We start from the raw sequence: 14,678 nt of genomic DNA, 5'->3' as shown, positions 1-14,678 counted from the left end.
ATCTTGCGCAGGCTTAGCCTTTGCGCACGCCTGTGGGAAGACGCATGGGTATTCAAGGATGCGAGTTTGTTTAGAATTGGGCTGCGGCGTGAATGCGTGGGGATATGAGGTACTACTGTTCGAGTACCATCCGGCCATTTGCATATTCGAAGCGTTTCAACTTCGAGAGAAACGACAGGCCGAGCAGATTCTCGGACAGTGCCTCATCGGGCAGCACCATCGCATCGACATCACGCACGGTCAGCTCACCGACCTGCACGACAGCGATTCGCGCGCGCGCAGCCTTCAGCGTTCCGTTCGCCGTTGTCACCGTGGCGTTATAATCGGCACGCGACGGACGCAGACCAAATCGTGCCGCCGACTTTTCATTCAATGCGATGACGGACGCGCCAGTATCGACCATGAAGCCGATGCGCTGGCCCTCGATACTACCCTCAGTCTGGAAGTGACCGCGCGCATCGCGCGCAATCGACAGGCTGCGGATACCGGCCTTTGCATTGCCTTCTGTTGTGGTTGTGAGTGATGCCGCCTTCGCCATGGCCGGCGTCGTCGCCGTCATCTTGTCGGCCATCTGCGCCATCACGGTGCCCAGACCGATCAGGATCGCCGCGAAGAACATGATACTACGCATACGCAACCTCACTGAACGCAATCAGGGGAACCGCGAGTTCATCACACGGGTTCACCACCGTCCGTTCAGGACGGTCTTACAGACTGCTATTTTCGCGAAAAGGATGAGCGAAGCGTTAATGGGCAGCACTTTGCCTGATGATTACGTCCCGCGCGGCTTCACGCGGCGCGTGGGCAGCGCATTGGCGGGATCTTCCGGCCAGGGATGGCGCGGATAGCGGCCGCGCAGGTCGGAGCGCACATCGAGGTAGCTGCCGCGCCAGAAGCCCGGCAGATCGCGCGTCACCTGCACCGGCCGCTGCGCCGGCGACAGCAATTCCAGCACCAGCGGCACCTTGCCTTTCGCGACTGACGGATGGGTGTTCAGCCCGAACAGTTCCTGCAGACGCACGGCAATGGTCGGCCCCTGCTCGGCTTCGTAATCGATCGCGAGCACGGTCCCCGTTGGCGCCTCGAAATGCGTCGGCGCTTCCTTGTCGAGCCGCGTGCGCAGATCCCAGGGCAGCAGGCCCATCACGGCATCGGACAGATCTCCGGCCGAAAAATCCTTCAAGGAGATTTTGTCGAACAGCGCCGGCATCAGCCACGTCTCGCGCGCCGAGGCGAGCGCAGTGTCGGACAGATCGGGCCACGCGTCGCCTTCCGACGCACGCAGGAACATCACGCGCCCACGCCACTGCTGCAGCGGCTTCGACCATGGCAAGCGGTCGATGCCCGCGGCAACCAGACCGTCGGCGAAAACGCGCGCGGTGTCTTCCGACGGTTTCAGCGTGAACGGCGCTTCCGACAACGTGATCGCATGCAGCACACGCTTGCGACGCCCGCGCAGCGACATCGATGCACGATCGAAACTGACCTCGTCGGTGTTTGCGATCTGATCGGCAAAGCGCGTTTCGATATCGGCCTGCGCGATCGGCGCCGCCAGCAGGATGCGACCATTGGCAGCGGTGCCGGTGAGTTCGGCTACGGCGATGTAAGGCGCCCGCGCAAGCGCGGCGCTTTGTTCGATCGACGCCCCGCGACCATTGGCCAGCACGAAACTGCCATTGCCGCGATTCTTGGCCACACGGTCCGGGAAAGCGAAAGCGAGCATGGTGCCGGTGGTCAGCGTATCCGAGGCTGGGCTGCGGCGGTCGCCCCCCCTTCCCCCTTGCGGGGAAGGGTCGGGGATGGGGGTGCCCAACGCTCCGACCTCACTTGTGGACCCCCCTCCCCGGCCCTTCCCCGCAAGGGGGGAGGGAGCAGCAGCCGCTTTCGTGTTGCCTTCAACCTGTCCCGCCCAGCGCTCCGCGAGTTGCCGGGCGCTACCGGCGCGCTGCGAGCGGTCGCGGCGGAATAGATCGAGTCTGACATCGAGATCCACACTATCACCGCCAAGCCCGCGCTCGGTGAGAATGGCAGCGATCTCGGCAGCCTCCTCGCCATAGCCGAAGCGCGCCGAATCCACGATCATGCGTGCGAGCCGCGGCGGCAGGGCCAGCGCGCGCAGCGCGTGACCTTCCTCGGTGATACGGCCATCGCCATCGAGCGCGCCGAGTTCGCCGAGCAGGCCGCGTGCTTCCTTCAGCGCAGGCGCGGGCGGCGGATCGAGGAAAGTCAGCTGCGCGGGGTCGCTGACGCCCCATTGCGCGAGATCGAGCACCAGCGTGGACAGATCGGCGCTGAGAATTTCCGGCTGCGTGTAGGCGGGCAATGAGGCGGTCTGCGGCTCGTCCCACAGGCGATAGCAGATGCCGGGTTCGGTGCGCCCGGCGCGGCCGCGGCGCTGGTCGACCGCGGCGCGCGAGGCGCGCACGGTCTCCAGCCGCGTCAGCCCGATATCCGGCTCATAGCGCGGCACGCGCGCGACGCCGGAATCGACCACGATCCGCACGCCTTCGATGGTCAGCGAGGTCTCGGCAATCGAGGTCGCCAGCACCACCTTCCGCTGCCCCTTGGGCGCAGGCTGGATGGCACGGTCCTGCACGCCGGCATCGAGTGCACCGAACAGCGGCACGATCTCGATGGATGCGTCCTGCACTCGCTCGGCGAGAAAACTCTGCGTGCGGCGGATTTCCGCAGCACCCGGCAGGAAGGCCAGCACCGAGCCGGGATCGGCGCGCAAGGCCGTCGCGATGGCGTCAGCCATCTGCCGCTCGAGCTGGATATCGGGTTTGCGGCCGAGATAGCGCGTCTCCACCGGATAGGCGCGGCCCTCGCTGGCGATGACCGGCGCGTCGCCGAGCAATTTCGCGATGCGCGCGCCATCGATGGTTGCCGACATCACCAGGATACGCAGGTCTTCGCGCAATCCGGTTTGCACATCGCGCGCCAGCGCGAGTCCCATATCGGCATCGAGCGAGCGCTCGTGAAACTCGTCGAACAATACAGCGCCAATATTCTTCAACTCGGGATCATCGAGGATCTGCCGCGAGAAAATGCCTTCGGTGACCACTTCGATCCGGGTATTGCGCGAGATCTTTGAGTCGAAGCGGACGCGATAGCCGACCGTCTCGCCGACGCGTTCGCCCAGCGTCTTCGCCATCCGCTCGGCGCTGGCGCGGGCCGCGATGCGCCGCGGCTCCAGCATGATGATCTTTTTGCCCTTCAGCCACGGCGCATCGAGCAAAGCCAGTGGCACGCGCGTGGTCTTGCCGGCGCCCGGCGGCGCCACCAGCACCGCGGCGTTGCCGGCTTCCAGCGCGCCTGACAGCTCATCAAGCACAGCATCGATCGGCAGGGATGTATCGAAAGTTCGGGTCAAATCAGGCTCTGCAATGGTCCGGGCTGTCATACGCGGCAGCGGGGCGGCGGACCATCCCACATTCCTTAACCTGCGTTAACCACCCCACCAAACTCGCACTGCCGCGACCATTTGCGGGGCATATTTGAGGTCCAGAGAAAGGCAATTGAAACCGATCTCGTCTCATGATCCGGCCAAAAGAAGCGCCGAACAGGGGATACCGATGACCACCAGCGGCACATTCGCCGTCGCCGATCGCGCGGCGCTGTCAGGCACAGAACGAATCGATTGGGTCGATTACGCCAAGGGCATCTGCATCATCATGGTGGTGATGATGCATTCGGTGCTGGGCGTCGAACTGGCCGCCGGCCAGACCGGCTACATGCATCTGCTGGTGGCCTTTGCCAAACCGTTCCGGATGCCGGATTTCTTCCTGATCTCGGGGCTCTTTCTCGCCCGTGTCATCGACCGCGACTGGCGGACCTATCTCGACCGCAAGGTCGTCCACTTCCTGTATTTCTACGTGCTGTGGGTGACCATCCAGTTCGGCTTCAAGGCGCCCGGCTTTGCCGCCGAACATGGCTGGGCCCATGTCGCCAATCTTTATCTAATCTCCTACATCGAGCCGTTCGGTACGCTGTGGTTCATCTATATGCTGCCGGTGTTCTTCATCGTCACCAAGCTGGCGCGGCGCGTGCCGCCGCTGCTGATCTGGGGCATCGCCGCGGCGCTGGAGATGACGCATGTCACCACCGGCTGGACGATGATCGACGAATTCTGCGCGCGCTTCGTCTATTTCTATTCCGGCTATCTGTTCGCCACGCAGGTCTTCGCGCTGTCCGATCGCGCACGGGCCAAACCAGTGATGGCACTGATCGGCCTTGTGGCCTGGGCGCTGGTCAACGCCGCCCTTGTTTACGACGGCTGCAGCGAATGGCCCGTGATCTCGCTGATGCTCGGCTTCGCCGGCGCGGTCGCGATCATCGTGATGGGCACGCTGCTGGCGAAGATGCAGTGGCTCGGCTTCATCCGCTTCTTCGGCGAGTATTCCATCGTGATCTATCTCGCCTTCTTCCTGCCTATGGCGACATCCCGCGCGCTGTTGCTGAAGTTCAGCCCGTTCGACATCGGCACCATCTCGCTGCTGGTGACGCTCTGTGGCGTCATCGGTGCGCTGGTGATCTGGAGGCTCGCGCTGTTGGTCCGTGCGAACTTCCTGTTCGAGCGGCCGGCAGCGCTCTGGATCGCACCGAAGAAGAAAAGCGCGACCCTGCAGGCGGCGGAGTAGAACTTACACCGCCGTCGGCGACCTTCCGTCATCGAGCTTCACGCCGTCCTTCATGCCCTCAATCTTGGCGCGGAAACCTTCCGCATCGCCGAAATCCGCGAAGCCGACATAATGCGGATGCGGGCCGAGCACGCGGCGCGCATGCTTGATCGGGCACCAATAGACTTCGGTGCGGGCGGCAACTTCGCGCACAAAGGCAGCCACGCCGTTACAGTATGAGCAATAGGCGCAATTCACCTTCTCGATGATGTTGAGATAGGCGAGATGATGCCGGTCGAACACCAGATAGTCGCGCCGCCGCACCTTGGGGATGCCATAGATCGGAAAGCAGATTGCCTGATAGGCCATCACCCAGAAATCGATCAGTACGAAGGGGATGATCAGCGAATAGATCACCGGAGCGGACAACACGATCAGCGGATTGGCGCTGAAGAGGTATTTCGACGCGCCCACCTTGATGGCGCGCTGCAGCTTCTCGATGTCCTGCTCGAATACAATCCTGCGCCGCTCGAAACGGAAGCGCAGCTCTTCCCGCCGGCGGGTCAGCTCGGCCTCGATCTCGGCCTCCACGCCCTTCATCTTGTCCATCAGTTCGGCGAGCTCGGGCATGAATGGTCCTTCGATTGGCAATGACCGGCGCAAGGGCACATGGAACAGGGCGCGGCGCAAGCCGGGCGACATCACAAAAACCGGCGGGATGGCGGGCTGACAGACTGTCATTTCCGGCGAAAATCCTTAAGTTGCGGCCATGCCGAAAACCTCAGAAACAGCCGCCGCCAAGCCCGCCACCGTCAAGGCCCTCGCGAAGGGCGACCATGTCTTTCTGGTCGATGGCTCGTCCTATATTTTTCGCGCCTATCACGCACTGCCGCCGCTGAACCGCAAGTCCGACGGGCTGCAGGTCAATGCGGTGCTGGGCTTCTGCAACATGCTGTGGAAGCTGATCCGCGACATGCCGCCGGACAACCGGCCGACGCATCTGGCGATCATCTTCGACAAGTCCGAAGTGACCTTCCGCAACAAGCTGTATCCCGAATACAAGGCGCACCGGCCACCGGCGCCGGACGACCTGATCCCGCAATTCGCGCTGATCCGCGACGCCGTCCGCGCCTTCGACCTGCCGAGCATCGAGCAAGGTGGGTTCGAAGCCGATGACCTGATCGCGACCTATGTCCGCGAGGCCGGTGAACGCGGCGCCACCGCCACCATCGTGTCGTCGGACAAGGATCTGATGCAGCTCGTGACCGAACAGGTCACCATGTACGACACCATGAAGGATCGCCGCCTCGGCATTGCCGAGGTGATCGAGAAATTCGGTGTGCCGCCGAACAAGGTCGTCGAAGTGCAGGCGCTGGCCGGCGACAGCGTCGACAACGTGCCCGGCGTCCCCGGCATCGGCATCAAGACCGCTGCGCAACTGATCACCGAGTATGGCGATCTTGAAACGCTGCTGAACCGCGCCGGCGAGATCAAGCAGCCGAAGCGCCGTGAGTCGCTGATCGAGCACGCCGAAAAGGCCCGCATCTCGCGGCAACTGGTGCTGCTCGATGACAAGGTCGCGCTCGACGTGCCGCTGGATGACCTCGCCGTGCACGAGCCCGACGCGCGCAAGCTGATCGCGTTCCTCAAGGCGATGGAATTCTCGACACTGACGCGGCGTGTTGCCGAATATGCCGAGATCGATCCGGCGGATGTGGATGCGGCAGGGATCAGCGGCGGCGCTTCTGCTCCCTCCCTCCTTGCGGGGGAGGGCCGGGGTGGGGGGTCCACAGGCGAGAGCGACCTGTTTGGCTCACCCCCCTCCCTAACCCTCCCCCGCCTAGCGGAGCTTCGCTCCGCGCGGGGGGGAGGGAATGTCTCAAGTCCGTCGAGCAGTAGCGCGCACGTTGATAGTGCCGTTCACGCCAATCGCCCTGCCCTCACCCCTATCTCGCTGGCCAAGGCCCGCGCCGAAGCCGCGCGCAAGCTGCCGGTGAAGCGCGACGACTACCGGTCCGTACGCACGCTCGCCGACCTCCGTGCGTGGATCGCACGCATCCTTGACACCGGTCACGTCGCATTCGAATGCAAGGCGTCGTCGATCGATCCGATGCAGGCCGATATGGTCGGCATCGCGCTGTCGCTCGGCCCGAATGACGCCTGCTATGTGCCGCTCGCACATCGCCAATCCGGCGATGGCACTGGCCTGTTCGCCGCGGACCTCGAGCCCGACCAGATCAAGGCAGCCGACGCGCTCGAAGCGTTGAAACCCGTTCTGGAATCCGCCGGCCTGCTGAAGATCGGCTTCAACATCAAGTTCACCGCAGTACTGCTGGCGCAGCACGGCATTACCCTGCGCAACGCCGACGACGTGCAGCTCATGTCCTACGCGCTCGACGCCGGGCGCAATGCCCATGGGCTCGATGCGCTCGCCGAGATCTGGCTCGGCCATGCCATGCTGACCTATGGCGAAATCATCGGCTCGGGCAAGGGCAAGCTGACCTTCGAGCAGGTCAAGATCGACCGCGCCACGACTTACGCCGCCGAAGACGCCGACGTGCTGCTGCGACTGTGGAATGTACTGAAGCCGCGGCTTGCGGCCGAGCACATGACCACCGTCTATGAGACACTGGAACGACCGCTGATCTCCGTGCTCGCCCGCATGGAACGCCGCGGCATTTCCATCGACCGTCAGGTACTGTCGAAACTCTCGGCCGACTTCGCGCAGACCGCAGCGCGCATCGAAGCCGAAATCCGCGAGATTGCCGGCGAAGAAGTCAATATCGGCAGCCCCAAGCAGCTCGGCGACATCCTGTTCGGCAAGATGGGCCTGCCGGGCGGCAGCAAGACCAAGACCGGCGCCTGGTCGACCTCGGCACAAGTGCTCGATGACCTCGCCGAACAGGGCCACGAATTCCCGCGCAAGATTCTCGACTGGCGGCAGGTTTCGAAATTGCGCTCGACCTATACCGATGCGCTGCCCAACTACGTGCATCCGCAGACCCACCGCGTTCACACCACTTACGCGCTGGCTGCGACGACGACGGGACGCCTCTCGTCCAACGAACCGAACCTGCAGAATATTCCTGTTCGTACCGAGGACGGCCGTAAAATCAGGCGCGCCTTCATCGCCGCGCCCGGCCACAAACTGGTGTCGGCCGACTATTCGCAGATCGAATTGCGGCTGCTCGCGGAGATCGCCGATATCCCTGTGCTGAAACAGGCCTTCCAGGACGGGCTCGACATTCACGCCATGACGGCGTCGGAAATGTTCGGCGTGCCGGTGAAGGACATGCCGGCCGAAATCCGCCGCCGCGCCAAGGCGATCAATTTCGGCATCATCTACGGCATTTCGGCCTTCGGTCTCGCCAACCAGCTCGGCATCCCCCGCGAGGAAGCCGGCGCCTATATCAAGAAATACTTCGAGCGCTTCCCGGGCATCCGCGCCTATATGGACCAGACGCGCGATTTCTGCCGCGAACACGGTTATGTGCAGACCCTGTTCGGGCGCAAATGCCACTACCCGGACATCAAGGCTTCGAACGCCTCGATCCGCGCCTTCAACGAACGCGCTGCGATCAATGCGCGCCTGCAGGGCACCGCCGCCGACATCATCCGTCGCGCCATGACGCGGATGGAAGATGCGCTGGAGGAGAAGAAGCTGTCAGCCAAGATGCTGCTGCAGGTGCATGACGAACTGATCTTCGAGGTCCCCGACGACGAAGTGGCGGCGACGCTGCCGGTCGTGCAGCACACCATGCAGGACGCGCCATTCCCGGCAGTGCTGCTGTCGGTGCCGCTGCAGGTCGACGCACGCGCGGCGAATAACTGGGAAGAGGCGCATTAGCAGCCCACCTGTAATTTGTATCTCTTTTCGATACAAAACTATAGCGAGATGTATCGAAATATGATACACTCGCGTCCGTGATCAAGAGCTTCAAAGATGCCATGACGCGGGCGGTTTTTGACGGCGAAGCTATCAAGGGCTTCCCCGCCCACCTTCTCGTAGTGACGCGACGTAAATTGAATTATCTGGACGCGGCCATATCCCTAGGCGATCTGCGGTCGCCGCCGGGCAATCGGCTCGAAGCCTTGAAAGCTGATCGGATTGGCCAACATTCGATCCGGGTCAATGATCAGTTTCGAATCTGCTTCGTCTGGACAGCGGAAGGCCCGACGAATGTCGAATTCGTCGATTATCACTGACCGGGGTAGAAGGAGATGAAGATGATAAAGAAGCTTCCGCCTATGCATCCGGGTGAAGTACTCCGCGAGGAGTTCCTTATTCCCCTGGAAATGTCGGCTGGCGGACTGGCGAAGATCTGTGGCGTCCCTCGAACCCGCATCGAGCGCCTTGCGAACGAGGAAGCCGGCGTAACCGCCGACACCGCACTTCGACTGGGCAAGGCACTCGGGACGTCTGCTCAATTGTGGCTCAACTTGCAGAATGCCTATGATGTAAGGATCGCCGAACGGGAAATCGGTAAGGAGCTTGAAAAGATCGCTCCCGTAAATCCGTCGGTAGCTGCGGCTTAGAGCGGGATGGTAGGCGTACTCATTTTACCATCAAGAATAGCATCACAGATCGAAACGACTATCTGGGTTGCTTAATCTGAAATGGTTGAGCGCCATCGCATGGGCTACACAACGACCATCCCCAGCCTGCGATCGGTCCCATGCCCCATCTCACATCCTTGCTCGGTTTTGCCCTCGTCTCGCTCGGCATGGTGCTGACGCCGGGGCCGAACATGATCTACTTGATCTCGCGTTCGATCACGCAGGGGCCGGCAGCCGGCATGGTGTCGCTCGGCGGCGTGGCGCTGGGCTTCATCTTCTACATGCTGTGCGCAGCCTTCGGCATCACCGCGCTGCTGTTCGCGGTCCCCTACGCCTATGACGCGCTGAGGCTCGCCGGCGCGGCCTATCTGCTGTGGCTGGCATGGCAGGCACTGAAGCCGAACGGGCGCTCACCGTTTCAGGTCAGGAAGCTGGCGATCGACAGCCCACGCAAATTGTTCGTCATGGGCTTCGTCACCAATCTGCTCAATCCGAAGATCGCCATGCTGTATCTGGCGCTGCTGCCGCAATTCATCGATCCCACGGCCGGCAGCGTGCTGACGCAGTCGCTGGTGCTCGGATCGACACAGACGATCATCAGCGTTGGCGTCAACGGACTGATAGCGCTCGGTGCCGGGTCGATCGCCCTGTTTCTCGGCGAGCGACCGACCTGGCTCAAGTTGCAGCGCTGGCTGATGGGCACGGTGCTCGCCGGCCTCGCCGTGCGGATGGCGCTGGAAACGCGGAAGGCGTGATCTTCCTAACCTCGCCCCGCTCTTTGCGGGGAGAGGTCGCGCGCACCTTTGCGCGCGGGTGAGGGGCAAGGCACCGGGCCTGCCTCACTAACAGTCTATCGGATCGGAAAGTCGAACCACGCGTTGAGTAATACGCGAGTAGCACGCACGTTGTGACGTCAGTGCCCCGCCCCTCACCCCACCCGTCTCCCCGCAAAGAGCGGGGAGAGGGAGCCAACCTCAATCCAGCTTCGCGTCCATGCCCCGCTTCACGCCGGGCCGCGCCATCAGCGTGTCGTACCAGCGGCCGACATTCGGGAAATCGGCGAATGACACCTTGTGGCGCTCGTGGCGCCAGGCCCAGCCAAGAATGGCGAAATCGGCCACCGACAGCGCGCCGGCGACGAATTCGTGGTCGGCCAGGCGACGATCCAGCACGCCATAGAGCCGGCGGGTCTCATCGGAATAGCGCTTGAGCCCATAGACACGCTGGGTTTCATCCTCCAGCGCGATGAAATGATGCACCTGGCCGGGCATCGGGCCGAAGCCCCCCATCTGCCACATCAGCCATTCCAGCACCGGAATGCGCTCGCCCAGCGACTTTGGCAGAAACTTGCCGGTCTTTTCGCCGAGATAGAGCAGGATGGCCCCCGATTCGAACACGCTGACCGGCTTGCCATCTGGTCCTTCGGGATCAACGATGGCCGGGATCTTGTTGTTGGGGCTGATTTTCAGGAATTCGGGCTTCATCTGCTCGCCCTTGCCGATGTGCACCGGGAAGACCTTGTAAGGCAGGCCCATTTCCTCCAGCGCGACGGAGATCTTGCGGCCGTTTGGCGTATTCCAGGTGTGCAGCTCGATGGTCATGCGATTCCTCTTCCGGTCTTGCCCGATCTTGTTGGCAGGTCTGTAGCATCGTCGCGATGGGCGGTAAAACGGCCCGGAGAGTGTTGACGACGCCCGTCCCGGTCTGGAATGTGCCGTAAAGCGCCGATAGATTGCGCCCGGTTCAGCACAGAGACATTCATTTTGACCAAATCAGCCGCCCGCGCCCGCCTGTTCGAGATCATCCGCGACCGCTCGTTCGGTTACGGCGAGATCACGCTGGCTTCGGGCCGCAAGAGCAATTTCTATTTCAACCTGAAACCCACGATGTGCCACCCGGAAGGCGCGGCCCTGCTGGCCGAGCTGACCTACGACGCGCTGCGCGACGACACTCTCGATTATGTTGGCGGGCTTGAGATGGGCGCCGTGCCGCTGGCCGGCGCGCTGGCGCAGCTCTCCTGGCTGAAGAACCATCCGATCGCGGCCTTCTTCGTTCGCAAGAAGCCGAAGGAACATGGCGCGCGCCTCGCTGTGGAAGGCCTCGCCAAGGGCGAGACGCTGGAAGGCAAGCGCATCGTCATCGTCGAGGACGTCACCACCACTGGCGGCTCAGCGGTGAAGGCGCTCGAAGCCGTGCGCGAGGCCGGCGGCGAAGTCGTGCTGGTCTTCACCATGGTCGACCGCGATGAAGGCGCAGCCGAAACCTTCGCCAAGGCCGGCGTGGCGTTTCGCTCGCTTTACAAGGCCGGGGAATTTCTGAAGGGTTGATCCTTCATCGGCTCCGTTCGCGCATCACGCGCGCAAGGACGCAGTGAGAGGTCACGTTTTGCTTCGCTTCTTCGCCCTCGCTGCTTTGCCCCTCGTTGTCACGCTTGCGCCCGACATGGCACATGCAGCCGAGGGCGGCCTCGATGGCACGAAGCTGTCGCTGCTGTGGGCATTACCGTTCGCCGGGATCCTGCTGTGCATCGCCACGGGGCCGGTGCTCTATCATCACCTGTGGGAGCACCATTACGGCAAGTTCGCCGCGTTCTGGGCCGCGTTGGTGATCGTGCCGCTGTTCTTCGTGACTGATGCAACGACCGTGGTGCACACGCTCTCCCACACCGTGCTGCTCGAATACATGCCCTTCATCCTGCTGCTGCTGGCGCTGTTCACGGTGGCCGGCGGCATCTATGTCGAGGGCAACCTGCATGACAGCGTTTTCACCAATACGGTGCTGCTCGGCTTCGGCACGCTGATCGCGAGCGTTGTCGGCACCACCGGCGCGTCGATGATCCTGATCCGGCCGCTGATCCGCGCCAATGACGATCGTCGCACTAACGTCCACGTGGTGGTGTTCTTCATCTTCCTCGTCTCGAATATCGGCGGCTCGCTCTCGCCGCTCGGCGATCCTCCACTGTTTCTCGGTTTCCTGCGGGGCGTCGATTTCTTCTGGACCACGGTGCATATTTTTCCGGAAACGCTGTTCGCGGCTGGCATCGTGCTGGCCATCTTCATGGTGCTCGATGTCTGGTTGCATCACCGCGAAGGCAATTTTCCTCCGAAGAAAGATCCGACGCCGGATTCACCCTTGCATCTGCATGGCAAAATCAACCTGCTGCTGCTGGTCGTGATCATCGGCGCGATCCTGATGAGTGCCAATTGGAAGCCCGGCATCACGTTCACCGTACTCGGCACGCCACTCGCACTGCAGGATCTGCTGCGCGACGCGATTTTCGTGGCGGTCACCTTTGCCTCGCTGTGGCTGACCAGCCCCGAATATCGCAAGGCCAATGATTTCACCTGGGGTCCGATCCAGGAAGTGTCACTGCTGTTTGCCGGCATCTTCATCTGCATCGTGCCTGTGATGGCGATGCTGCAGGCGGGCGCGCAGGGGCCGTTTGCAGCGCTGGTTGCCCTTGTCAGCCATGCCGACGGCACGCCGAACAACGCCGCCTATTTCTGGCTCACCGGCATCCTGTCGTCATTCCTCGACAACGCCCCGACCTATCTGGTGTTCTTCGAACTCGCCGGCGGCGACGCCAAGACATTGATGGCATCGGGCGCGGCGACGCTGGCGGCGATTTCAGCCGGCGCGGTGTTCATGGGCGCCAACACCTATATCGGCAACGCGCCGAACTTCATGGTCTATGCCATTGCCCGCGACGCGGGCATAAAAATGCCAAGCTTCTTCGGTTACATCCTGTGGTCGGGTGCGGTGCTGATCCCGGTCTTCCTGGTGATGACATGGGTGTTTTTCATCTAGCCCGCTGCGCTGGTTACCATTCATTTACCATGATGCCCTAACATGACACCGCACCGGAGCGTTTTCGCTCGGGCACTGACATGCGGTCGCGGAGCTGGCGTTGCGTCATAATCGAACATCCTCGCGTGTCGTGCGTCCCCTGGTGCTGCTGACGGCCATGAGCCTCTTCGCACTGACCCCGCAGATGGCATCTGCGCAAAATTTCTTCGATTTCCTGTTCGGCGGCAGCCAGCCGCAGAAACAGCAACAGCGTCGTGGCACGCCACCGGCCGAGAGCAATTTCTTCTCGGATCCGTTCGGCCTCAACACGCCGGCCGAAGCGCCGCCGCTCCAGCGCAGCGCATCCATCGGCGGCTCCGGCCCGGCCTTCTGCGTGCGCACCTGCGACGGCAAGTATTTTCCGCTCGGTCGCGGCATGAGCCCGGCACAGATGTGCCAGGCGTTCTGCCCGGCGGCGACCACCAAGGTCCTGTTCGGCAGCAGCATCGAAAGTGCCTCGTCGAGCACTGGCGAGCGCTACAATGATCTCGAAAACGCCTTCGCCTATCGCAAGGCGCTGAAGGCCGACTGCACCTGCAACGGCCGCGATCCCTCCGGCCTCGCGCCGGTCGATCTCACGCTCGATACGTCGCTGCGTCCCGGCGATGTCATCGCGACGACCAACGGCCTCGTCGCCTTCTCAGGTGTCCGCACCGGCAACACCCAGACCGCGGAATTCACGCCGGTTGCGAATTATCCCGGCCTGACCTCGGATGTTCGTGCCCGGCTCGGCGAGATGAAGGTGGCACCGGTCTCTGCAGAGATGATCACCGACGAAGCGCCCATGTCAGAAGCTGCGCGTGATGCAGCGCCGGCTGCTGCCACGACCGTCGTGCCGAAGAGCGCGCCGGCTGCCCGCGCCAAGCGCGCCGAGCTTCAATAGATCATCGCCCGACGATGACGCCGATCACGTTCGGCGCCGAGAGATACTTCTCCTCGATCTCGGCACGCGCCGCCGTGCGATTCTCCGGCGTCAGCAATCCGCGCTTCTCGGCGAGGATCATCCAGCAATAGCCCCACCAGTCTGTGAGCATGCCGTGGTCATCGACAAGGTCGTAGCCCTGCTCGGCCGCAAAGATCCGCGCATGCGCCTCGTCGAGCTGGTCGAGCCAGGCGTGATCTTCCAGCGAGAACAGGTCATCGCTGATGTCGTCCGTCGTATAGCCCCAGACCGAGAGGCAAACGGTGTTGAACTCGCGATCGATCTGATCGTCATCGATCGGATGCCGCCGCGCCATCAAATGCAGCCGCGACAGCGACCGCGCGAAGTCGGCTATGCGGGTGAGAGCAAACTGATCGAAGGCAATGGTGGACATCTAGTCCTCACGAGATTGAACAGACCATAGATATTGTAGGCGAAGGCAACGAATCACATGATATATCAATGACTTGTAAAAATGTTCTTAATTTGTTCTAATTGGCGCCCTCACTTTGTCGCGACGTGACTTCATCGATCCTTTCGATGCAGGAGTTTATGGGTCCCGGCTTACGCCGGGACGACAGGAGAGGACGTCGTCCCGGCGAAAGCCGGGAGGTGGATTCCCACTCGAAGTGCAACAGCTGTCGAGCAAAGAGCTCAGCGGGGGTGTGCCAGTCAAGGCACTTTCGGGGTGTGCTGTTGTAAGCCAGAACGGCATCAGCAAGATCCTGGGGCGT

Annotated in this window: 13 protein-coding genes; 8 read left to right on the top strand and 5 right to left on the bottom strand. The window is 62.4% G+C overall.

Annotation, left to right across the window (positions count from 1 at the left end):
• Nucleotides 1-112 precede the first annotated feature (112 nt).
• Both A4A58_RS13275 and hrpB read right to left on the bottom strand, forming a co-directional pair.
• Entirely contained in the window at nt 113-631 is a 519-nt protein-coding gene (locus A4A58_RS13275; protein ID WP_068732748.1) for a TIGR02281 family clan AA aspartic protease, read from the bottom strand.
• Nucleotides 632-772: 141 nt separating this feature from the next.
• Nucleotides 773-3,373 (bottom strand): ATP-dependent helicase HrpB, encoded by a 2,601-nt coding sequence (gene hrpB / locus A4A58_RS13270; RefSeq protein WP_068732746.1) that lies wholly within the window; start codon nt 3,371-3,373, stop codon nt 773-775.
• 202 nt (nt 3,374-3,575) lie between these two features.
• Here hrpB and A4A58_RS13265 point away from each other — a divergent pair, with 202 nt between their 5' ends.
• Nucleotides 3,576-4,640: an acyltransferase family protein gene (locus A4A58_RS13265; RefSeq protein ID WP_068732744.1), complete on the top strand. Its 1,065-nt coding sequence runs from the start codon at nt 3,576-3,578 to the stop codon at nt 4,638-4,640.
• A 3-nt stretch (nt 4,641-4,643) separates the two neighbouring features.
• Here A4A58_RS13265 and A4A58_RS13260 read toward each other — a convergent pair whose 3' ends face one another.
• Nucleotides 4,644-5,249, bottom strand: coding sequence for a hypothetical protein (locus tag A4A58_RS13260; protein WP_068733693.1), 606 nt, complete (start codon nt 5,247-5,249; stop codon nt 4,644-4,646).
• Nucleotides 5,250-5,388: 139 nt separating this feature from the next.
• Here A4A58_RS13260 and polA point away from each other — a divergent pair, with 139 nt between their 5' ends.
• The 4 genes from polA (at nt 5,389) to A4A58_RS13240 (ending at nt 9,931) form a co-directional block, all read left to right on the top strand.
• Nucleotides 5,389-8,466 (top strand): DNA polymerase I, encoded by a 3,078-nt coding sequence (gene polA, locus A4A58_RS13255; RefSeq protein ID WP_068732742.1) that lies wholly within the window; start codon nt 5,389-5,391, stop codon nt 8,464-8,466.
• Between the two features lie 77 nt (nt 8,467-8,543).
• Complete coding sequence (locus A4A58_RS13250) at nt 8,544-8,825, top strand: type II toxin-antitoxin system RelE/ParE family toxin (RefSeq protein WP_068732740.1); 282 nt, start codon at nt 8,544-8,546, stop codon at nt 8,823-8,825.
• Nucleotides 8,826-8,846: 21 nt separating this feature from the next.
• On the top strand, nt 8,847-9,155 hold the full coding sequence (locus A4A58_RS13245; protein ID WP_068733691.1) for a HigA family addiction module antitoxin: 309 nt from the start codon (nt 8,847-8,849) through the stop codon (nt 9,153-9,155).
• A 140-nt stretch (nt 9,156-9,295) separates the two neighbouring features.
• On the top strand, nt 9,296-9,931 hold the full coding sequence (locus A4A58_RS13240; protein ID WP_068732738.1) for a LysE family translocator: 636 nt from the start codon (nt 9,296-9,298) through the stop codon (nt 9,929-9,931).
• Nucleotides 9,932-10,150: 219 nt separating this feature from the next.
• On the opposite strand, the gene A4A58_RS13235 is transcribed toward A4A58_RS13240, so the two are convergent.
• Nucleotides 10,151-10,777 carry a glutathione S-transferase family protein gene (locus A4A58_RS13235; protein ID WP_068732736.1) on the bottom strand — a complete coding sequence of 209 codons (627 nt, stop codon included), beginning with the start codon at nt 10,775-10,777 and terminating at the stop codon, nt 10,151-10,153.
• 162 nt (nt 10,778-10,939) lie between these two features.
• On the opposite strand from A4A58_RS13235, the gene pyrE reads away from it, so the two are divergent.
• The 3 genes from pyrE to A4A58_RS13220 all read left to right on the top strand — a co-directional run bounded on the left by pyrE (nt 10,940) and on the right by A4A58_RS13220 (nt 13,905).
• Nucleotides 10,940-11,503 carry an orotate phosphoribosyltransferase gene (gene pyrE, locus A4A58_RS13230; protein ID WP_068732734.1) on the top strand — a complete coding sequence of 188 codons (564 nt, stop codon included), beginning with the start codon at nt 10,940-10,942 and terminating at the stop codon, nt 11,501-11,503.
• Between the two features lie 115 nt (nt 11,504-11,618).
• Nucleotides 11,619-12,983 (top strand): sodium:proton antiporter, encoded by a 1,365-nt coding sequence (locus tag A4A58_RS13225; RefSeq protein WP_068733689.1) that lies wholly within the window; start codon nt 11,619-11,621, stop codon nt 12,981-12,983.
• A gap of 157 nt (nt 12,984-13,140) precedes the next feature.
• Nucleotides 13,141-13,905, top strand: coding sequence for a DUF2865 domain-containing protein (locus tag A4A58_RS13220; protein ID WP_068733687.1), 765 nt, complete (start codon nt 13,141-13,143; stop codon nt 13,903-13,905).
• A gap of 1 nt (nt 13,906) precedes the next feature.
• Here the strand turns inward: A4A58_RS13220 and A4A58_RS13215 are convergent, their stop codons facing one another.
• A complete protein-coding gene (locus A4A58_RS13215) occupies nt 13,907-14,338 on the bottom strand; it encodes a hypothetical protein (RefSeq protein ID WP_068732732.1) in 432 nt (143 codons plus the stop codon).
• Nucleotides 14,339-14,678: the final 340 nt, after the last annotated feature.

The organism is Tardiphaga robiniae, from assembly GCF_001618955.1.
Lineage (GTDB): Bacteria > Pseudomonadota > Alphaproteobacteria > Rhizobiales > Xanthobacteraceae > Tardiphaga > Tardiphaga robiniae_A.
Note: the sequence above shows the minus strand (reverse complement) of the source record. Positions and strands in the feature narration are given on the sequence as shown.

Coding starts and splice junctions, on each gene's coding strand:
- A4A58_RS13215 (WP_068732732.1), bottom strand. CDS start 14,338: ATGTCCACCATTGCCTTCGATCAGTTTGCTCTCACCCGCATAGCCGAC.
- A4A58_RS13240 (WP_068732738.1), top strand. CDS start 9,296: ATGCCCCATCTCACATCCTTGCTCGGTTTTGCCCTCGTCTCGCTCGGC.
- A4A58_RS13275 (WP_068732748.1), bottom strand. CDS start 631: ATGCGTAGTATCATGTTCTTCGCGGCGATCCTGATCGGTCTGGGCACC.
- A4A58_RS13220 (WP_068733687.1), top strand. CDS start 13,141: ATGAGCCTCTTCGCACTGACCCCGCAGATGGCATCTGCGCAAAATTTC.
- A4A58_RS13245 (WP_068733691.1), top strand. CDS start 8,847: ATGATAAAGAAGCTTCCGCCTATGCATCCGGGTGAAGTACTCCGCGAG.
- A4A58_RS13265 (WP_068732744.1), top strand. CDS start 3,576: ATGACCACCAGCGGCACATTCGCCGTCGCCGATCGCGCGGCGCTGTCA.
- A4A58_RS13260 (WP_068733693.1), bottom strand. CDS start 5,249: ATGCCCGAGCTCGCCGAACTGATGGACAAGATGAAGGGCGTGGAGGCC.
- A4A58_RS13225 (WP_068733689.1), top strand. CDS start 11,619: ATGGCACATGCAGCCGAGGGCGGCCTCGATGGCACGAAGCTGTCGCTG.
- A4A58_RS13235 (WP_068732736.1), bottom strand. CDS start 10,777: ATGACCATCGAGCTGCACACCTGGAATACGCCAAACGGCCGCAAGATC.
- polA (WP_068732742.1), top strand. CDS start 5,389: ATGCCGAAAACCTCAGAAACAGCCGCCGCCAAGCCCGCCACCGTCAAG.